The organism is Bacteroidia bacterium (assembly GCA_026932145.1).
GTDB lineage: Bacteria > Bacteroidota > Bacteroidia > J057 > JAIXKT01 > JAIXKT01.
In genome coordinates this window covers 61,728-84,133 of sequence record JAIXKT010000054.1, presented here as the reverse complement: position 1 = coordinate 84,133, position 22,406 = coordinate 61,728, and the positions used below count along the sequence as shown (strand labels likewise).

General features: G+C 37.9%; 13 protein-coding genes. 9 read left to right on the top strand and 4 right to left on the bottom strand.

The genetic code is table 11. From position 1 onward, the window contains the following. Window positions 1–86: 86 nt before the first annotated feature. The 3 genes from LC115_12180 (at window position 87) to recN (ending at window position 7,758) form a co-directional block, all read left to right on the top strand. Window positions 87–557, top strand: a complete 471-nt coding sequence (locus LC115_12180) for a nucleoside deaminase (protein ID MCZ2357422.1) — start codon at window positions 87–89, stop codon at window positions 555–557. 257 nt (window positions 558–814) lie between these two features. Beyond that, entirely contained in the window at window positions 815–6,019 is a 5,205-nt protein-coding gene (locus LC115_12175) for a PAS domain-containing protein (GenBank protein ID MCZ2357421.1), read from the top strand. An 8-nt stretch (window positions 6,020–6,027) separates the two neighbouring features. Beyond that, window positions 6,028–7,758: a DNA repair protein RecN gene (gene recN, locus LC115_12170; protein MCZ2357420.1), complete on the top strand. Its 1,731-nt coding sequence runs from the start codon at window positions 6,028–6,030 to the stop codon at window positions 7,756–7,758. Between the two features lie 35 nt (window positions 7,759–7,793). Here the strand turns inward: recN and ispG are convergent, their stop codons facing one another. The 4 genes from ispG to rplS form a co-directional block, all read right to left on the bottom strand. After that, the gene (gene ispG, locus LC115_12165) at window positions 7,794–9,728 is read right to left on the bottom strand and encodes a (E)-4-hydroxy-3-methylbut-2-enyl-diphosphate synthase (GenBank protein MCZ2357419.1); all 1,935 of its coding nucleotides are present in this window, start codon (window positions 9,726–9,728) and stop codon (window positions 7,794–7,796) included. 158 nt (window positions 9,729–9,886) lie between these two features. Continuing rightward, window positions 9,887–10,678, bottom strand: coding sequence for a sulfite exporter TauE/SafE family protein (locus tag LC115_12160; protein MCZ2357418.1), 792 nt, complete (start codon window positions 10,676–10,678; stop codon window positions 9,887–9,889). Window positions 10,679–10,693: 15 nt separating this feature from the next. Beyond that, window positions 10,694–12,508, bottom strand: a complete 1,815-nt coding sequence (locus LC115_12155) for a DEAD/DEAH box helicase (protein ID MCZ2357417.1) — start codon at window positions 12,506–12,508, stop codon at window positions 10,694–10,696. Between the two features lie 56 nt (window positions 12,509–12,564). Continuing rightward, entirely contained in the window at window positions 12,565–12,915 is a 351-nt protein-coding gene (gene rplS / locus LC115_12150) for a 50S ribosomal protein L19 (protein ID MCZ2357416.1), read from the bottom strand. 364 nt (window positions 12,916–13,279) lie between these two features. On the opposite strand from rplS, the gene LC115_12145 reads away from it, so the two are divergent. From LC115_12145 to pyrH, 6 genes are all read left to right on the top strand, one after another. Beyond that, window positions 13,280–15,289 (top strand): OmpA family protein, encoded by a 2,010-nt coding sequence (locus LC115_12145; protein ID MCZ2357415.1) that lies wholly within the window; start codon window positions 13,280–13,282, stop codon window positions 15,287–15,289. Between the two features lie 71 nt (window positions 15,290–15,360). Then, window positions 15,361–17,253, top strand: coding sequence for an ATP-binding cassette domain-containing protein (locus LC115_12140; GenBank protein MCZ2357414.1), 1,893 nt, complete (start codon window positions 15,361–15,363; stop codon window positions 17,251–17,253). A 69-nt stretch (window positions 17,254–17,322) separates the two neighbouring features. Continuing rightward, a complete protein-coding gene (locus tag LC115_12135) occupies window positions 17,323–19,908 on the top strand; it encodes an AsmA-like C-terminal region-containing protein (protein ID MCZ2357413.1) in 2,586 nt (861 codons plus the stop codon). A gap of 118 nt (window positions 19,909–20,026) precedes the next feature. Beyond that, window positions 20,027–20,731, top strand: a complete 705-nt coding sequence (locus LC115_12130) for a T9SS type A sorting domain-containing protein (protein MCZ2357412.1) — start codon at window positions 20,027–20,029, stop codon at window positions 20,729–20,731. A 117-nt stretch (window positions 20,732–20,848) separates the two neighbouring features. Beyond that, window positions 20,849–21,685, top strand: a complete 837-nt coding sequence (gene tsf / locus LC115_12125) for a translation elongation factor Ts (GenBank protein MCZ2357411.1) — start codon at window positions 20,849–20,851, stop codon at window positions 21,683–21,685. 12 nt (window positions 21,686–21,697) lie between these two features. After that, window positions 21,698–22,405 (top strand): UMP kinase, encoded by a 708-nt coding sequence (gene pyrH / locus LC115_12120; GenBank protein MCZ2357410.1) that lies wholly within the window; start codon window positions 21,698–21,700, stop codon window positions 22,403–22,405. The last annotated feature ends 1 nt before the right edge of the window (window position 22,406 follow it).

Here is a 22,406-nt window from a genome sequence, read left to right as displayed (position 1 = left end):
ATATCTTAGTATTTATGATTAACTTAATCTAATTAGGTAATAACCAATATGTTACAGTTTTTATAGAATACACAAAAAATATATCTATGTACCAACAAGAATTTATGGATAGAGCTATCCAATTGGGGATAGCGGGGATGAACCGTAATGAAGGAGGGCCTTTTGGAGCAGTTGTTGTGCAAAATAATGTAATTGTAGGAGAAGGAAATAATCAGGTTATTTTGCTCAATGATCCAACAGCTCACGCCGAAGTAGTTGCGATTCGAAATGCCTGTAAAAGTCTGGGAGTCTATCAGTTAACAGATTGTATCATCTATTCTTCCTGTGAGCCGTGCCCAATGTGTCTCGGCTCTATCTATTGGGCACGGCCGCTAAAAGTATTTTTTGGCTGCACACGTGAAGATGCTGCTGACGTTGGCTTTGATGATAACTTTATCTATGAAGAGCTCAAAGTTCAGCACCAGTATCGAAAAATCCCATTTTTAAATCAAGGTAGAAAATCTGCCCTCAGTGCTTTCCAAATCTGGAAAAACAAAATAGACAAACAGCAATATTAGAAACTGCGTCTTTGCTCAAAAGACGTACAGAAAATTTAGTAAAAAAACACCAATATTCTGCTGAATAATACTTGGTTAATACAAAAAACGTAACGTAAAACAACAGAATCAAGTTATTACTTTTTTTCAACATAATTTTTATAACCTATTTACTATCTTTTTTTTAAAATTATCCACAGCGATAAGAATTTAAGGTTTAGAGATTGTACTTTTGCAGGTTAAACAGTAACATCGTTTATGTTATTTTAGCTAAAAAGATGACTCCGCTTACTAATAATAAGGAAAATACCACCCACCGTAAGGCAAATCCCAAGATTTCGCCTGCCAACCCAAAGAATACCGGGAAAAATGGGTTTTATTCTAATGAAATTTCAATCCGAACTCGGTTAATATTATTTATCTTAATTACGTGTCTTTCAATAATTTCTATTATAGCTGCGGGGCTTTTAGGGCTTGGTGATTTCCGCAATGACTCAAAAACCATCATTACCCAGCATCTAATACCAACTAACAATATTGCACAAATCAAAGCACTTTTAGCCGATAACGTTTTACAAATTCAATCCATAAAAGCCTCCCCCACATTACAGAACATAGAAATATCCAGCCAAGCAATAGACCGAAATTCCGAAAAACTAAACTCTATCTGGAAATCATTAAAAGACAGTTTAACCACATCTACCGAGTTAGATATTGCCCTTAGAGTAGAGGAAAATGTAAAAAGTGCCCAAATATCTACCCAAAATTGGCTTGATACATTAAAAAATCGTTTAGAAGAAAAACATACCGAAAGTAATGACAAATATAAACTCCAACAGCAAGTACGTATTTTTGACAAAAGCTTAGAATTAATACTGAAAGATTTAACATCCTCTATTAAAGAATCTTATGATTCTTTGAACCTACTTACCGAATATTTTATAGAAGATGCTAAAAAACATAGCGGAAAAGATGACCTTGAATACAAAAACCTTCTTATGGTCTTTATTTCCATTGGTTTACTTGGCCTTGCAGTAATTATAGTCTTGAGTTTTTATATTGTTTCTCGAATCACGAAGTCTTTATCACAAATTATCAGTGTGGTAGATGCGTTAGAGCATGGAGATTTAGATAAAAAGCAGCTTCCAATTCCCGCTGATGAATTTGGAAATTTATCAGAAAGTATTAATAACCTTACTGTTAGCTTACGTAGAGTTGCAGATTTTGCTACCGAGATTGGGGAGGGTAATTTTGAACAAGAATTTGAGCCTTTGGGTGTAAATGACCAATTAGGGGTAGCCCTAACTTCTATGCGGGATAAATTACAGACCGTAGCGGAAGAAGAGCGGCTTAGAAATTGGGCTATCGCCGGATACGCAAAATTCTCAGAAATGCTCCAGATGAGCGACAGCTTAGAAGTGCTGCCAGAACGGCTAATTTCTAATTTAACAAAATATATTGACGCAAATCAAGGTGCTTTTTTTCTCGTAAACGACGAAAACCCACAAGAACTATCTGTAGAAATGGTGGCAAGCTATGCCTACAACAAACGAAGCCTCTCCAACCGTTCATTTAGATTCGGAGAAGGCTTTGTAGGTCAAGCCGCCGCAGAGCGAGAAATTATTTATATCACAGATGTGCCCGGAGACTACGTTACAATGACATCCGGACTGGGAGAGGCTACGCCTAAATCGTTGTTAATAACTCCATTAAACTATAATAATGTTCTTCAGGGCGTTATTGAGTTTGCCTCATTCAGTTATTTTCAAAAACATGAAATAGAATTTATCAAAAAAATATCGGAAAATATTGCCGCTACCTTTTCTATGTTGCGCGCAAGCAAAAAAACACTTAGACTGCTTACGGAATCTCAAAAACTAAGCAACGAATTACAAGAAAAACAAACTGAAATTATGGAAAGCAACCAAAAAATGCAGGTTGCACAGCAGGAACTATTAGTGGCTCATCAAGAGTTAGACGGCCAAATCCGAGCACTAAACAACGCTGCCATAGTTTCCGAAACAGATAAAAACGGCGTAATTACCTTTGTTAATGACAGTTTTATACAGATTTCCCGCTATTCACGCCGAGAACTAATTGGTAGTAAACACAGTATCTTACGCTCTACCTACCAGTCTGCCGAATTTTATGAAGATATGTGGTCAAAAATATCCTCCGGAAATATCTGGCGCGGTATCTTAAAAAACAGAACCAAAAACGGCACTTATTACTGGGTAGAAGCCTGTATCACACCGGTTTTAGATATAGAAGGAAATATATCCAAGTTTATCAGCGTCCAGATAGACATAACAACCCAAAAGAACCAAGAAGAAAAATTAAGTGAAGCCTTAGAAGTTTCTATGGCTCAGGAAGAAGAGCTAAGGCAAAATGCCGAAGAATTGGAAACGTCAGCCGAAGAAATGAGGCGTACCCAAATCGAACTTACCGGGCAAATCACCGTAATTAACCAAGCTGCTATCGTATCCGAAACAGATACAACCGGCAGAATAACATTCGTAAATGACTATTTCTTAGCTACTTACAAATATTTTAAAGATGAATTAATTGGCCAAAACCACCGAATACTAAAATCAGGACATCAAAATGATGATATTTTTTCAGACCTATGGCAAACCGTAACCAAAGGTAGAGTTTGGAAAGGAGAGCTGAAAAACAAAACCAAAGACGGAGGCTTTGTTTGGGTTAATATCACGATTGCTCCGGTTTTAGGAAACGACCAAAGACCGATTAAATTTATCGCCGTATCATTTGACATTACCCAGCAAAGATTACATGAAGAGCAAATAAAATCTGCTTTAGAGATTTCCCGCGCCCAAGAGACCGAACTTCGCAGAAATGCCACAGAAATGGCGGAAACCCAAAATGAAATGCGCAAAACCCAAGTAGAACTTCGGGGGCAAATTGGTGCCTTAAATAACGCTGCCATAGTTTCCGAAACAGACTTAAAAGGCACTATCATAATGGTTAATGAAGAATTTTGCCGAGTATCCCAGCACGCACGCGAAGAACTAATCGGTGAAAATAGCCGAATCTTAAAATCCGGCAAACATCCAGAAGACTTCTTCGCCGATATGTGGAAAACAATTAGCAAAGGTCGTGTGTGGAAAGATATTATCATCAACAAGGCCAAAGATGGCTCTCTCTATTATGTAAATACAACTATAACGCCGGTACTAAACTTTGAAGGGAAACCGGTTAAGTACATCAGTGTAAGTTTTGACATTAGTGCCCAAAAAGAGCAAGAGTTACAAATCACAGAAGCTCTTGAAGTTGCTCAAATGCAGGAAGATATTCTCCGTGAAAACGCAGATTATATGCAGCAACAACAACAGCAGCTACTAAAATCCCAAATTGAATTAGCCGGCCAAATCGGCGCGTTAAATAATTCCGGCTTGGTTTATGAAATGGACTTAGACGGAAACATCACCTTCGTAAATGAAGCCACCGTTTCTCTTTGGGGATATTCCCGCCAAGAACTTATCGGCAAAAATTACCAAATCATTAAATCTGAATACCATCCGGAAGAGTTTTATCAAGAAATGTTTGATACCATCAAACAAGGCTCTGTTTGGCAAGACGAAGTATGCGGAAAAAATAAAGCAGGCGTAGAATTTTGGATTCTACTAACCATAACACCGGTTTTAAACGAAAAACAGCAGCCCACCAAGTACATATCTGTCTCTTTCGATATTACCCGGCAAAAACAACAAAGTATCCGGATTAAACAAATCTTAAAAGAATCTCAATCTCAAGAAGAAAAACTCAGAAGTTATTCAGTTAATTTAGAGAAAGTTCAACAAGAGATGCTTAAAGCACAAGTAGAACTCGCCGGACAGATTGAAGCCATTAACAGAGCAGCCATCGTATCCGAACTTTCTCTCGATGGATTAATTATCTATGTAAATAAAGAAGCCTGCCAAATTTGGGGCTACTCTTCAGAAGAACTGATTGGGAAAACACACGATATATTAAGAACAAACGAACATCCCCCAGAATTTTATGATGAAATGAACCAGGTTATTCATTCCGGGGAAGTTTGGCAGGGAGAAGTTAAATATAGAAGCAAAGACGGAACTGAATTTTGGGTACGCCAAACAATCACACCGGTAAAGAATCAAGATAACGAAATTACTAAATTTATCGTTATTTCTTTTGATATTACCAGACAAAAACTTCAATCTCAAAGAATTAAAGAAGCCCTAAACCTTGTTAAACAAGAAGAAAAAGAATATCAAGCTCAAATAGAAGAATTAAAACTACGGGTCTCCCTCAATTCCAAAAATGCAGAAGAGGCTAACCAAAAAATTTCATTGCTCGAAAACTCATTTGCAATTTTAGAATATGACCTAAATGGAAAAATCCTCTTTGCAAATCAACCGTTTTTAGCCGCAAGCGGTTATTCTTTTGATGAGCTTACCCAAAAAACAATCTGGGACTTATTGCTTCCTGAAGAAATTCCTATCAGTAATTTAGCTTTTATTTGGGAAACACTGCAATTAGACCAAACCATCCAAACAGAATACGTTCGATTAGATAAAACTGGACAAGTAAAACGTTTTTATGGTTTACGGTATCCCGTAACTGACCCGCAAGAATATGGGAATATCGTTAAATTTATGGAAATCGGATTGGTATTAAATCAGTTTAGTATTTCTGCTGAAAAGACTACCGATAACTATGCTTTGTATCCTGCAACTCCTCAATATCCCGGAGAACTGCGTTTTGACTTTTCAACTTCCGGGGAAATCACCTATATTTCCCCTTTTCTATCCGCTATTTTGCCCGCAGATGTTTCTCATTGCATCGGAAAGTCCTTTATTTCTCTATTCAAACCAACTGATTTTAACGCCATAGTCTCAACATTAAACTCTGGTGAAGCATGGTCAGGAGACTTAGAAGTCCCCATTGTAGATGGATATTTCTGGGCAAGAGTGTCCATATATCCCATACTAAACGAAGAAAGTGAATTGATTCAGTTTATTGGCCAAATGACTGATGTAACAAACCTAATGGAAATCAACCACTTACTAAATCAAGCCTTAGAAGATGCTTCTATAAATGAAGAATCATTTAAAGGAAGTATAGATTCCTTAATCCTGATTATGAATGATTTACGAAAATCCCATGAAAAGTCGGATAAAATCTTTGCCGGAATGGTTCGTTCAAACTTAGTATTGGAAGTCAATATGCGAAACCAAATTTCTTTTCTAAATGATAGTTTGCTTGAGATACTTAATTTTCATAAGACGGAACTTATTGGTAAGCCATGTTCGTTCATAAAAAGTGAAGGTGGCGGATTTGGACAAGCTGTTAGCAATGTACGCTCATTGGGAATTTGGAAAGGTTGGGGAGTCGTTTATGATAAATATGGAAAGCAAATTATGTTGAGCATTGTGGGAACTCTATTAGACAATGATTACGTGCTTTTCACCTGCCAAGACTTAGGCTTACCGGCTAATTAAAAGATTTTATGCTTAGTCGTTTGGTTATAAGCAACTTTGCGTTGTTAGAATCTGTTGATATACGGTTTGAAGCCGGCCTGAATATTTTGACGGGAGAAACAGGTTCAGGAAAGTCTATCTTGATGGAAGCATTGGGATTAGCATTAGGAAGTCGAGTAGAATCAGCCTCGATATTAAGGGATCCAACCCAAAAATGCTGGATTGAAGCAACTTTCAACCTCCCCCAAAATGAGTTTATTAAAGATTGGCTTGCCGAAAACGCCCCCGAAATAGAAATAAGCATAGAAAACAGTCCAGAAGTCATCATTCGCCGAGAAATATTACCCAACGGAAAAAGTCGAGCTTTCTTAGAAGACTCCCCTATCACCCTGCAAGCCCTCAAAAACTTCTCTGCCTTTCTAATTGATTTTCATCGCCAACACGAAAACTTAAAAATACTTTCCCCAAGCGAACAACTTCTCTTACTTGACCAATTCTCTGAAAACCAGACAGATATAAAAGAATTGAAAAGTTATTTCTATACTTTTAACCAAAAACAACAAGAACTTACCCAGCTAAAACTAACAGAGCAAGAAGGAATACGAAAAAAAGATTACCTCTCTCATCTGGTAGAGGAGCTTAATGCCGCAAAACTCTCGGCATCCGAAGAAGTTGAATTAGATACCGCTTTGCAACGTTTAGAAAATTCCGAACTCTTAACAACAAGTTTAAAATCAGCAGTTTTTGACTTTTATGAAAGCGAAACATCCATCCAGACCTTGCTTTCCAAACACATAAAAGCCATCCAAAAACTTACTACGATTGATTCCTCTTTTAAAGATTCAGCAGAGATATTAGAAAATTTACTCGTTCAGTTAGAGGATGTTACGTATCAATTACAATCAAAATGCGATGAAATAGAAACCGACCCACAGCGGCTTCTATACATTAACCAAAGAATAGAAACCTATCAGCGACTAAAACTAAAGTACGCTACCAAAAAAACAGCAGAGCTAATACAGATTCTATCAAACAGCCGGCAAGAACTCTCTCAAATAGAATCTATTTCCGAAAAAATTGAGCAAACAGAGAAAGAGTTAGCCCAAATAGGCGAAAAATTTCTTGAAAAATGCTATCTTTTAGAGAAAAAACGCAGCCAGACAGCAGAACATCTGGGTTACACAATCAATCAAATACTACCGGAACTTGGGTTGCCTAATGCTCAATTTAGTATTGTGGTAGAACGTATCAATCATTCAAAATATTCATTATCAATAGGGAACAATACTACATTTTTTCAGTCAAATGGCATAAATACTTGTTCTTTTATGGTTAGTACAAACGTTGGTGTTTTGCCGGCGAGCTTAGAATCTGTAGCTTCCGGCGGTGAAATATCTCGAATTTTATTAGCCATCAAAACTGCTTTAGCCCAAAAGATGCAGTTTCCATGCTTAGTTTTTGATGAGATAGATACCGGTATTAGCGGGTCTGTTGCGCTTCAGGTAGGGTTAGTTATGGAAAAATTAGCGCGATATTCTCAGGTTATTTGTATCACTCATCTACCGCAGGTAGCATCACGAGGGCTTAATCATTATTTTTTATACAAAACGAGCGATGAAACCAGCACTCGTTCACATATTTGTAAGCTAAAAGAAGAAGAGCGGGTTCGAGAAATTGCTGTTATGTTGAGCGGAAATCCGCCTTCCAACGCAGCCATAGCTAATGCAAAGGAATTACTCAGCGAATTTTCTCCCAAATAAAGAAACACAACTTACAGTATATAAGGTAGTTAATTTTATTCGGGAGGGTCTATCCATGCGCCATATCGTTTGATGAGGGCGATTAATTTTTCAACGGCTTGGTCTTCGGGTATGTTTTTTTCTATAATTTCATGGCCTTTGTATAGCGATATTAGCCCCGGTCCTGTACCTACATAGCCGAAGTCTGCATCGGCCATTTCCCCCGGCCCGTTCACAATGCAGCCCATAATTCCGATTTTTAAACCCTTTAAATGCTCCGTAACCCGCCGAATGCGAGCAGTAGTTTCCGGTAAGTTAAATAACGTTCGGCCACAAGAAGGGCAGGATATATATTCCGTTTTACTCATTCGATTCCTTGAAGCCTGAAGCAGGCCAAAAGTTAATCTATTGGCAAAAAACAAAGACCAATTGGGTGTATTTCCGGTAAGCCAAAGTCCGTCTATTAGACCATCTACCAATAATCCGCCGGTAATACAAGCTGCCGTTAGCTGTAGCTGCGCTTCTTCGGTCTGAGAAGTGTAAGCTTGTGTAGAAATTTGACTTTGTAAAACTACCGGCTGCTGAAACCCTCTTTGACGTAAAGCCGTAATCAAATTCCGAACCCAAGTAGTTATCTGTGAATCTTGTGTTTGTATTACCCAAACTACTGTATTAAATGATTCAGAAGGCTCTAAAAACGCTACATTCTCCGGACGCACTGATACAAAATTACATTCCGGATGCCTTTTTCCGGTAATTGTATAACTTTCCAAAAACCTAAACCACGGATAAATGCTACCCTTTTCAGATTGCTGCCACAAAGAACTATCACAAATCAGCCTAACGGATGCCGGAATCTCAATATCAGGAATATTTTTACCCACATAAATATAATCACAAGCAAGGTCTGTTTGCATCCATTTATCGTTTTTAGGCAAATAATAGTAACCGACTTGGCCTAAAGCTATTGTATCTATGGATTTGTGAGCCGCATCTATAAACACTCTGGGAGGATGAATATTCCCGATATTTTGGATGTTGTTATTTTTTAACCTCCTAAAAGAAAAAGGATTATGCTCTACTTTGTTGATTTCAACTGACGTTGGGGCGGGTATTTGGTAATGCTGAATGATATACTTAGCTACCGGAATTTCATATTCGGGTGGCTCTGTTAGGGAAACGCGAACAGTATCGCCGATTCCATCTGCAAGTAGTGCCCCAATTCCAATAGCTGATTTTAGCCGTCCATCCTCTCCTTCACCAGCTTCTGTAACTCCTAAATGTATTGGATACAAGAGGTTACGATTTAACATCGTCTGAGCCAATAAACGGTAAGCCTCCACCATTACTTGAGTGTTAGAGGCTTTCATAGAAAGAACTATGTTATGAAAAGATTCATCTTCGCAGATTCTGACAAACTCCATTGCTGATTCAACCATCCCAGCCGGAGTGTCTCCATACCTATTCAAGATTCTATCTGATAATGAGCCATGGTTTGTGCCAATCCGCATTGCTGTTCCATATTCTTTACAGATTCTAATCAATGGCAGTATTTTTTTTCTAATTCTGTCTATTTCTGCATAATATTCTGAATCAGAATATTCTTTGGTTTCAAATTTCTTTTTATCGGCATAGTTTCCGGGGTTAATCCGTACTTTTTCAACGATGCGGGCGGCTAATTCTGCAGCATTGGGGGTAAAGTGAATATCTGCAATAATGGGCGTTTTAAAGCCGGCTAATTGCAATTGATGTTTTATTTCCCGTAAATTTTCGGCTTCTTTTAGGCTTGGAGCAGTGATACGCACTAACTCACATCCGGCTTCTATCATCCGAATCGCTTCTGCTACTGTGGCACTCGTGTTCATCGTATCCGTAGTAGTCATGCTTTGAATACGAATAGGCTGGTCTCCACCCAAAATAATATCTCCAATAGAAACCCTTCGGGTTGGAAGGCGTGTTAATTTATTCAGCGAAATACAGTAAGGATTCATATAAAACTTAAAAAAATAGCTATTTGTAAATAGATACTATTTTGAGCTCCAAAATTAGAACTTAACGCTATTAAAAAAACTTTTGTTCCACCGGCTTAATTTTTAGGTACGGTTGTTCTGAATACCGAATAAAACGGACTATTTAAGTAGTAAAAAGATTAAAGCCGAGCTATTTCTTCAAATATTATGGAAATTCCGGCAATTAATACAAGCCAGCCGAACATACGCTTCAATACTTCGGTAGGAAATATTTTATTAAAATGATTTCCAATAAATATTCCGATAAGTGAACAGCCTGAAAATAGAAATAGCAAATTCCAATTCAGGTCTATTCCGTGCTGAATATCTCCCATAAAACCAATTAAAGATTTAAAGGTGATAATTAGCAGCGATGTTCCAACCGCTTTTTTCATATCTAAACCAATCCAGTGTACTAAGGCTGGAATCAGTAAAAAACCTCCTCCAGCACCCACTAATCCAGTAAAAGCACCAATAAATAACCCTTCTACAAACAGCAAAACAGGTCTTTTATGGATAGAAACAGTCGGTTGAGATTTCTTGTAAAGCATTGATACTGCTGCTATTAACATTAGGATTGCAAATAGCAACAATAAAAAAGAATCTTTACTTAACGTAAACCAGCTATTGGTTATTAGTTGGTTTGGAATTAATGGAAGTAACCATATTCGTGAGCAATATACCCCCACAATAGAAGGTAATCCGAATAGAATTGCAGAAGCGTAATCTACATTTTTACGTACAACTTGCTGGAAGTATCCAGCCAGAGCCGTAACTCCAATGATAAACAAAGAATAAGAAGTAGCCTTAGTTGGCTGAATATTAAATAAATACACCAAAATAGGGACAGTCAAAATCGAGCCTCCCCCGCCAATAAGTCCTAACAGTAGCCCTATTCCAACAGCGAAAAAGTATCCTAAAGCTACTGCCATGAATTAAGAACGTCCTTAAAATTGGGATTTATATTTTTTCTTAGGCTTAGGGCGGTCTTTGGAATATTTATCTGAGGAATGAAGCGGGGGGTCATAGTCAGAATACTTAGTCTTACTACGATAAGAATCTCTTGAAGAGTAAGAAGAATCCGAGTATCTTGAAGAGTTTGAGCGACCAAAAGATTTTCTACCTCTATTATTGTCCGATCTTTTGTCAGGGTCAGCAATTTCTATGTGAACTTTGCGGCCAGCAATATCTTTTCCTTCTAATAATTCGATTATTTTTTCTGATTCATCGCGATAGGCTTCAAAGAAAGAAAAAGTATCGCACACCTGCACTCTTTGGATTCTTTTTCCGGGGATGCGGGTTACTTCGCTGACAAAATCTATGAAGTCAAACTTTTCAAAGCCATCTCTACTTCCAATATTAATATGGAATCGTATAGTACGGCCTGCTTTTTCTGAATCTCGTTCACGACCACCGGGTGCCTCATAAACGTTCAAGTCTGGAGCACTTTGGTAATAATCCATAAAACGGCGAAACTCTAACCACACAAAACGGCGAAGTAATTCATCTCTTTCAATACCTGAAACTTCTTGTAAAATCGTAGGGAGGTAGTTTTCAATAAGTTCTTCTTGATATTCTGTGGAATGAAATTCCTGAAAGAACCGTAATAACCGGCGTTCAATGACTTCTGAAGGTGATGGGATTTTGCACCGTTCTACGGAAATTTTCAATGTTCTCTGTAGAGTAAAAATCCGGCTTTGTTGTAGTTGGGTTAGAATAACTATGGAATATCCTGATTTACCGGCTCTTGCAGTACGCCCGGAACGGTGTATGTAAGATTCGATGTCGTCTGGGAGGCCGTAGTGGATAATGTGGGTAATATTGGGAATATCCAGCCCTCGTGCAGCTACGTCAGTAGCGATTAGTAGCTTCAGGCTTTGTTCTCTAAAGCGATTTAAGACCTTTGTTCGGGCTGCTTGGGTCATATCACCATGTAAGGCATCTGCGGAATAACCGTCCCGAATCAGTTTCTCAGCTATTTCCTGAGCTTCAGCTTTGGTTCGGGTGAAAATCATACCGTACATATCTGGATAGTAGTCAATTACACGCTTTAATGTATCTATTCTGGCGTTTAGCTTGCAGAGATAATAGCGGTGTGTAATATTTCCGGCTGTTGTATTTTGGCCGCCTGCCGAGATTTCAACCGGATTTTCCATATAACGCATACCAATCTGCCGGATTTCCGGAGAAAGGGTTGCAGAAAAAAGCCACGTAGTTACTTTTTCCGGTATGAAGTCGAGGATAGCTTTTAAGTCTTCTTCAAAACCCATATTCAGCATTTCGTCTGCTTCGTCTAAAACTAAAGTAGTCAAATCGCTTAAACGGGTTGTTTTGCGAGTCAGGTGGTCAAGAAGACGACCCGGAGTTGCTACTATTACGTGTACCCCGCGATTTAGGTTATCTACTTGTCTATCAAAACTTACGCCCCCATATAAAGATTCAACTGAAATTTTGGGTAAAAACTTTGCAAATTGAACTAAGTCGCGAGTAATTTGCATACATAGTTCACGGGTTGGGCAAAGAATTAGTGCTTGAGAACGGCGTAATTGTGGGTCAATTTTCTGTAGCAACGGTAAGCCATAGGCTGCTGTTTTCCCTGAACCCGTCTCAGCTAAAGCTATTAAATCCGTGTTTTTTTCAGTCAAAACGGGGATAACGGCTTCCTGAATCGGCGTAGGCCGTTCATAACCAATCTCTTGTAACAAAGACAACAACTCAGGCATTAAGCCTAAGTCGGAAAATAAAGTGTCTGTAGTGCTCATTGTGTAAAAAAATGGCAGATGAAATTCATCTGCAGTTCAGGAAATTCCTGTTAAAATCAAGAAAGTTTTTCTTCGATTCGGGCTGATTTGCCGCTCAATTTACGTAAATAAAATATACGTGCGCGCCGAACCAAACCCCGTTTTAAAACTTCTATCGAATCAATTATTGGTGAATGAACTGGAAATATCCGCTCAACTCCAATACCATAAGATATTTTACGAACCGTTACTGTCTCTGTAAGGCCAATTCCTCGGCGCTGAATTACAATACCACGATATTGCTGCACACGCTCTTTATTGCCTTCCTTAATTTTTACATAAACATTAACTGTATCTCCGGATTTAAAAGAAGGTAAATCTGTTCTGAGAGCATCTTTGTTAATCTCTTTAATAATAAGCTGATTCATTGTTACACTAAAAATAAAATAACCCGGGTTGTCTGGTTTTTAGACGGGACTGCAAAATTACAACCTTTTTTAATAATTCAGATATTTTTTTAGGTTTTTTAATAATAATTTAAACGATAGCTAATCGTTATCACAAACATAACTCCCCAGTACTACGCTTATTTAAGGATTGGCACTACGAACTACTATGGTGTGGATAACAAAAAAATAGATTTTAAAAAAAACAATGTTTTTACTTTGGAATAACCAAAGAAAATTGTCTAAGTTTGCGGTGATTTTGGAAAGCAAACAAAATATTGAGCAACCAATAAACTTGCCAATGAATTCAATGTTAAGATTTATAGTGATCGGATGTGTCATTTTTATGACCACGATGTCGTATCTTGCTTATTCTCAGGATACTAAAAAAGTTGACCAGAAAAAGGTAACGAAACTGCTAAAAGAGGCGGATTATCTTTTTCAAGCACGCGAAGCCAAGTTAGCAGAGCAAAAGTATCGCGAAGTGCTGAAATATGATCCGTCAAATTATAAGGCGGTTCGCAGGGTGGGACGTTGTAATTTCTTCTTAGGAAACATGGAAGAAGCTATAAATTGGTATCAATCAGCATTGGATATTGACCCAAAATATAACGATACTACTTGGTTTGATTTAGGGGTTGCTTTAAAAATGTTAGAGCGTTATGGCGAAGCTAAAAACGCCTTTACCTCTTTCTTAAAGTACCATACAACCAAAGATTATATTCGTACCCATGCCGAAACAGAAATTAAAGGCTGTGAATTTGCAGAAAAATACAAACCCGAAGATAATGTTTGGACAGTTACAAAATTAGGTTTTAACTCCAAAAATGGAGACTTTAACCCATGGTTGTATGAGATAAAAGGTGATTCTTTTATCATCTTTACCTCCCATAGAAAAGGAGCCAGAGGCAAATTAGCTTTTGCAGAAAACGGAGAAGAGCACCGCTCAGACATTTGGATTGTTCAAATGGATAATGACACGACCTATGGTACTCCTGAAAATTTAGGCAAAAAGGTAAATACCAAAGTTAATGATGGTTCATTATGTGTAACTTCAGATGGCTTAACGATGTATTACACCATCTGCGGACGCGGAAAATCCAAAAAATATCATGGCTGCTCCATTTATGAATCTCAATTTAACCCAGATGCTAAAACATGGGGTAAGTTTAGAAAAGTAGAAGGCCTCCAAGGAAAACGCGAAGTAGTTGTAAATTCAAGAGGTAAAACCAAAAAAGTGGATACTTATGATGCACAACCTTGTGTTTCTGAAGATGGTAACACGATGTATTTCAGTTCAGATAGAGATGGTGGGCAAGGAGAAACAGACCTTTGGTACAGTAAAAAACAAGGTCAAGGTTGGACAACTCCCGTAAACTGCGGTCCCAGTGTTAATACCGAATTTCATGAGATTTTCCCATTTATCGCAAAAGACAGCAAAACGTTATATTTTGCATCTAACGGGCACTTAGGCTTCGGCGGCTACGACTTATTTAAAACGCAAGGCGCAGGATCTTCATGGTCTCAACCAGAAAATCTTGGCAAAGAAATCAACGGTAGTTATGACGATTTTGCCTGTTATTGGCTAACTCCAGATACTGTTGCATTATTTAGCTCAAACCGCCCGGGCGGTGAAGGTAGCGATGACATCTATCTTGCACGCAGAATTGTGCGCCCAGTTATTGAACTATCTGTACACGGAACTGTTCGTGATAAAAAGACCAAGCAACCAATTCCTTTCGCAACAGTAACTCTCTACAAGAAAAAAGATGGCGTTTTGATACCCGTTGATACTTTCCGGACAGACCAAACCGCAGGATACCGCTTCCCATTAGAAAAAGATTTTGACTATAAATTAGTCGGTAACGCCCCTGAATATCTTGCTAATGAAGTGTTCGTTTCTACAATCGGCGTAAAAAAATCGACCGACTTAGAAGCAGATATTGACATTTATTTGGAGCGTATTGTTATTGACCAGCCAATAGTTCTACAAAACATCTACTACGACTTTGACAAAGCTGATTTACGTCCTGAATCCATAGAAGAACTCAATAAGTTAGTGAAAATATTGAATGATAACCCCACTATTTCTATACAACTTGGTTCTCATACAGACACAAATGGGTCAGAGCAATACAACATAAAGTTATCTCAACGCCGTGCTGATTCTGTGGTTAAATTCTTAATTGCAGCTGGAATCGCAAAAGATAGATTAACGTCCTTTGGATTTGGAGAATCTGAGCCACTAATTTACCCTGAATTATCTGATGCTGACGAGCAGGCTAATCGTCGCACAGAGTTCCGTATAAAGTCTATGAACTACACTCCTAAGGCTGCCTCTAATAAATCTAAATAATCATTTTTAAAATCACTTAAAGAGACGGCTTTTAAATTTAAGCCGTCTCTTTTTTTTATATCTTTGTTGTTGTGATAACATTCACAAATACTTCTTTTGAATTTGGAGGTAGATTTTTGTATAAAGACGTTTCTTTGTCTATTAATCTACGTGAAAAAATTGGTTTAATCGGTAAAAATGGGACAGGAAAAACCACACTGCTTCGTCTTATTACCGGAGAATTTCAGCCAAGTAGCGGCAGCGTTACTCGGCTGGGTAGTTTAAGTATAGGTTATTTAAACCAAGATTTACTATCTATCCAGAGCCAAGATTCTATTTATCAAGTTGCTATGCAGGCTTTTGACCGAGAGCTGACTATTCAGGCAGATATTGAGAAAGTCTTGCAGCAATTAGAGACAAACTATTCGGATGCTCTTGTTAGTAAATTAGGTCATTTACAAAGTGAGTTCGAGGCGTTAGGCGGCTACGAGTTAGATTCTCGAGTAGGGATGGTTTTGGCTGGGTTAGGTTTCAAAAATGCCGATTTAGAGCGTCCACTATCATCGTTTTCAGGAGGCTGGAGAATGCGTGTAATGCTTGCAAAAATGCTTCTGCGCCAGCCGGATTTACTGCTTTTAGATGAGCCTACAAACCACTTAGACTTGCCTTCTATCCAATGGCTCGAAGGTTATTTAGAGTATTACCCCGGTACTTATATTATCGTTTCTCATGATAGAGAATTTTTAGATAGAGTAATTACCAGAACTTTGGAAATAGCTCAATTGGGAATTCATTCTTTTTCAGGGAATTACGCTTTTTATCTAAAAGAGCGTGAACTACGAAATCAAATCAGGCAGGCTGAATATGAAAATCAGCAAAAATATTTTGCTGACCAAGAACGCTTTATACAAAGATTTCGGGCAAAAGCGAGTAAAGCTACTCAGGTACAGAGCCGCATAAAAAATCTTGAAAAAATAGATATAATTGAGCCGGTTATAGATGATAACGCAAGTATAAAACTACAATTTCAGGTAAAAACACAACCGGGGAGGGAGATTTTATCACTTGACCAAGTTTCCAAAAGCTATGGAGAAGTTAAGGTTTTAAACAACACTTCCGCAACTATTTGGCGGGGAGATAAGATCGGTTTAATTGGTGCTAACGGAATTGGAAAATCTACAATTCTGCGGATGCTGGATGGCCGAGAACCGTTTCAAGGAGAAAGAAAACTTGGTTATCATGTGGTAATGTCCCTTTTTGCCCAACATCAATTGGAGAATTTAGTGCCCGAAAATACTCTGTTAGAAGAGCTTTCACAATATGTTCACGAAAAAGGGGAAACCTACATCAGAACTATATTGGGTTGCTTTTTATTCACCGGAGATGATGTAGATAAAAAAGTCAAAGTTCTCTCCGGCGGGGAAAAATCTCGACTCGCCTTAGCCAAAACACTACTCTCTGACGCAAACTGCTTATTGTTAGATGAGCCAACCAATCACCTTGATTTACAGTCAATTCAAATTTTAATTCAAGCATTACAGCAATATTCTGGAAGTTATGTTGTAATTTCGCATGATAGGCATTTTCTACGACAAACTACTGAAAAAATTTGGTTTATCGAAGAAGGTCAAATTCAAGAGTACCCCGGAAGCTATTCCGAATTTGATACATGGTATCAAACTAAGAAAAATAAACAAAATGTAACTGTCAGTAAACTTTCTAAATCAGTAACCCAAAAGACGAAAATGGCAAGAAACCTCGAAGATATTCGTCAAGATATAGAAAAAATTGAAATCCTAATCGAAGAAATGGAACTCAGATTAGAAGAATTAGAGTTTAAAATGAACTCCGAGGAATATGCTGATTATCCTGATAGGATTACTCAATTTGAAAAAGAGTATAAACGAACGGAACTCAAGTTAGAGCAAACAACGAAAGAATGGGAAAAACTAATTGAAGAACTTGAGCAAACTCAATCTAAATAGCCTTGACGAACAAACAGTATTGCTACCCACCAGCACTGCCTATTATTCGTTAATTTGCAGCTATAAGAGATGACGTGGTTAGTTCGGATATTGTGGCTGCTGCTATTAATTGGAGCACTTATTTTAACAGCTTCTGCAACACTTACATTCCTATACAAAGATAAAATTCAGCAAATAGTATTGCAATCTTTGGCTAAAAACCTAAATGCCAAAATTATCATTGGCTACTTAGATGTTTCTTTTCTGAAAAGTTGGCCAAATATTGAAGTAGAACTCGCAGATGTTCAGATTTCCTTATCTCCCAAATTAGCTCAAAAACAGCATTTTTCAGAGAAATCTTTTGCCTCGTGCCAAAAAATATACCTTGTTTTTGATATTATTGGGTTTATCAAAAACGACTATACAATCAAGGCAATAATCCTTAAAAAGTCCGATTTAGTATTTGAGCAAAATAAACAAACTCTTTGGAACGTTGAAGCAGCCATTTCAAACTTATTACAACCTGACCCCACCAAACCTCCGTCTCCAATCCATTTAGCATTAGAAAAATTAAAAATTACTGATTCTCATATTGTTGTAAAAACGCCAACAGCTACAATACAATGTAAACAAACCGACTTTTCTTTATCTGGAAACTTTAGCAAAACGATGTTTGACTTAGAAGCATCCTTAGCTACCAATATTCAAAAATTAAAAGTCGGTACATTTTCATATTTAACAGGGAAAAATATTCATGCTTCAACAAAGTTATTTGTAGATCAAAATAAAAAACTATACGAAATAAAAAATGCCAAAATACAGTTAGGAGACCTTCCTATTTATGCTGCCGGAAATTTTCGCATCGAAGAGTTGGGGATTAATTTCGACCTAAGTTACGGCAGTTATGAAGCTACCGTAACAGAGTTTCTATCCCTTATGCCGGAATATATTTCTTCAAAAGTTAGTGAATATAAGGCTTCTGGAAAATTTCAGACAGAAGGTTATCTGCTTGGTTATTGGGGAAAAAAGCATCTGCCTGAATTTAAGTTAGCCATAGAACTCTCTGATGGAGAAGTTACTACAAATGAAAAACTGGGGAAATTGAGTAAGCTAAACGGAAAAACTACGTTAATATATTCCGGTGATGAGCCGGAGAAAGCACACTGGGAAATCGAAAAACTCAATGGCCAATGGGGCAAAGATACTTTTGCTCTTAGATTTGTGTACCATGACTTTGTAACGCCACTCATCTTATTAGATGCCCACGGAAAGTTAGATATTGCTCAGGTGAAAGGTCTTTTACCGGGATTTCATCCCGAAGATGCCATTAGCGGAATTGTTGATTTTAGCTTAGTAACCCAAGGGATGTTATCAGACTTTCGCATCGGAAAATACCACAAAACAAGCACTACCGGCTCCTTATCCGGCTCAAAGTTGTGTTATGAAACCGAACATATCCCCAGCCCCATCCGAAATATGAACCTCGATATAACCTTTTCAAACGAAAAACTTCATATAGATAGATGTATCGGCACTATCGGCCAAACAGAATTTCAATTGTTGGGAAATATTCAAAACCCAATCCCCTATCTTTTTGACACAACAGCGTTATTATCAGGAAATTTACTTTTTCAATCTCCTTATTTTTATCTTTCAGACTTTATTTCTAAGCAAAATTTATCTTCTAACTCATCAGGAACGACTTCTTCCTATAAATCCTCAACTAACGTACTTTCAATCCCCAAAAATATTTCGTTTAACTTAAAAACCGAGTTTGAGAAATTTACAATAGAAACCATTTCCGGTAGCTCTTGGGTCGGTGAAGTTCACATAACAAATCAATGTTTGTATCTTGACACGCTAAGGCTTCATGTTTTTGGTGGAAAAGTGAACACCAGCGGTGTCTTATGTATTTCTCCTAACAACGAACTCCAAGTAGCTTGTAATGCCAAATTATCCCAAACTTCTTTAAAAGAGCTTTTTAATGCAATACCAACCATTCGGGCAGTAATTCCACCTGCAAATTACCTTAGTGGAGAAGTCAATTTAGACGTAGCACTCCAAACACGATTAAAATCAGACTTCACTACCCTACTACCTTCGTTTAGTGCTACCGGAACTATTGAGTGGCATAACGGATCTCTTATTGGATACCCAACGTTACATAAGTTAGGAACATTTGTAAAATTAGCTAAACTAAAAGATTTGACTTTTGATTATGCACGTGCTTCATTTTCAATTAATAATGAGATATTTAACTTAGGTGAATTAGATGTTTTAGCCAATAAATCATGGAAAGTTCAGGCAAGTGGAAACCATACTTTTGACCAAAAACTGAGCTATCATGTGAAATTATTTTTGCCTAAAAATAGCTGGCAAGAGCCAGACCCACAGGTTAATGAATGGATAGAAACCAGCCCCGCACCCGGCGGAAATACAGCTCTCTTGGTTCATGTTAGCGGAACAACAGATAACCCAAACTTCTCATTGGATACCCAAGCCATGAAAAAACAAGTGCAACTTGGCTTCAAAAAGGAAAAAGAAGAAATACAAAAGGCTTTTCAGCAAGAAAAAGAAGAAATCTTCGGAAAACAATCCTCCGAAAACGTTGAAGACTGGATAGATGAAAAACCAATATCCAAAAACAAGAAAAAAAAGAAAACTACGGATAAATAACCAGATTGCCTCAATAAACTTGATTCGTTTTATCCAGAAAAAATCCCCTAAATAAGTTTAAATTGAAACAATAACCTATAGTATTTCGTACATTTGTGCGAGTTTGATAACTTTCACTATGAAGAAATTTATTCTGTTTTACGGACTTATTGCATTAATAATAACTACACAAGCCCAAAGCCTCCAACTGATAAATGTACCTACAACCACTATTTCAGGAGATGGTAGCCGGCTTTTAGTAGCTGCTATTTTAGTTAAAAACATATCTACAGACACAGTTGTCGTAAAAGTGAGACGTGTAATTCACCAAGTTAGCCCTGACCATGATTTACAGCTTTGTTTTGGCCCTACTTGTTATCCTGAAGAAACCGAGATAACTCCCAATCCAGCAATAATTGCCCCTGGAGATACTAATAAAACTTTTAAAGCACAACTTGAATCCTACGGGCTTCCGGGAAGTGCCTCTGCAACCTATTATTTCATCAAAACTAACGGAACTCCTGATTCTGTAACTGCCACCGTAAACTTTAATGTAGTTACTAGTTTGGAAGATTTAATAGCACAAAACAAACTTGCAGTTCAAATAAGCCCAAATCCGGCAGTAAATTTGGCTAGCATAAACTATACTCTTCCCAACCCAAATTCAACTGCCCAAATAAACATCTATGACATCTTAGGCGGTTTACAAAAACAACAACTTATCAAAGGGCAGCAAGGCTCTATTTCATTAGATTTATCTAATTTAAAATCAGGAGTTTATTTTTATAGCTTAGTGATTGACGGCCGGCCATATATCACCAAACGCTTAATTGTTACAGATTAAATTGTAACTATTTCCCAAAAATACAGAAAAAAAAATCAACTCTTATATTTTTAAAGCTATTTATGTTAGCTTTAAAAGCAGTACCTTTGCGCCCGAATTAAATTAAGTTATTAAAATATGGCAATATCCGCTCAAGACGTAAATAAATTGCGCCAAATGACTGGTGCAGGGATGATGGATTGTAAAAAATCCTTAGAAGAAGCAAATGGTGATTTTGAAAAGGCAGTAGAATTACTTCGGAAAAAAGGACAAAAAGTGATGGCCTCCCGTGCCGATCGTGATGCCCGCGAAGGAGCTGTTTTCGCAAGAGTAAATGCAGACCACACAAAAGCAATCATTATTGAATTAAACTGTGAAACTGACTTCGTGGCTAAAAATGCCGACTTTATAGCACTTGGAAATAGCATTGCAGATGCCGTCATTAATACCCAGCCGGCCACTTTAGACGATATTTCTAAATTAACAATCAACGGTAAATCTGTATCAGATCTACTTGTAGATAATATGGGAAAAATTGGCGAAAAGTTAGACGTTAGTAAATATGAAACACTATCTGGTTCATTTGTAGCAACATACACCCACTTAGGAAGTCGTTTAGCTGCTGCTATCGCTTTTGACAATGCCAATGGAGTTGATTTAAAAGAAGCCGGAAAAGAACTCGCTATCCAAATTGCTGCCATGAATCCCCTTGCCTTAGATAAAGAAGACATCCCAAAAGAAATTATTGACAAAGAATTGGATATAGCAATGGATCAAATTCGCCAAGAAGGAAAACCAGAAAATATGGTTGAAAAAATTGCACAAGGCAAATTGCGCAAGTTCTTTGACGAAAATACCTTATTAAACCAAAGCTACCTTAATGATAACAGCAAAACTGTTAGTCAATACCTCAAAGAGATTAACCCAAAAGTGCGAGTTATCGGGATGAAACGTGTGCAATTAGGGACAAAATAAACAGACATTGTAGTGAAGTATTCCCGTATTCTCCTTAAACTTAGTGGAGAAGCATTGATGGGTGATAAGCCCTACGGCATAGATCCGGCTACAATTCGGGCTTATGCGGAAGAGATTGCCAAAACAACCGCCCAAACAGGGGTTCAGATTGCACTGGTCATCGGAGGTGGCAATATTTTTAGAGGCGTTCAAGGAGTAGCCGGCGGAATGGATAGATCCCAAAGTGATTATATGGGAATGCTCGCAACCGTGATAAATGGTATGGCTATGCAGGACGCTTTGGAGCAGCTAAATGTTGCTACGCGCCTGCAATCAGCCATTAAAATGGAGCAAGTATGCGAGCCTTTTATACGCAGGCGCGCTATCCGGCACTTAGAGCGCGGCAGAATTGTGATTTTCGGCGCAGGAACCGGAAACCCATACTTCACAACGGACACCGCCGCCAGTTTACGCGCCGTTGAAATTAACGCACAAGTAGTGCTTAAAGGAACTCGTGTGGACGGAATCTATACCGCTGACCCCGAAAAAAATCCCGAAGCTACCAAATACGAAACGCTAACCTACAACCAAGCTATCCAAAACCGACTGAACGTTATGGATATGACTGCCTTCACCCTCTGTCAAGAAAATAATTTACCTATCATCGTCTTTGACATTAACACACCCGATAATCTACTAAAAATAGTTTCCGGTGAATCCATCGGGACATTGGTATGCTAAA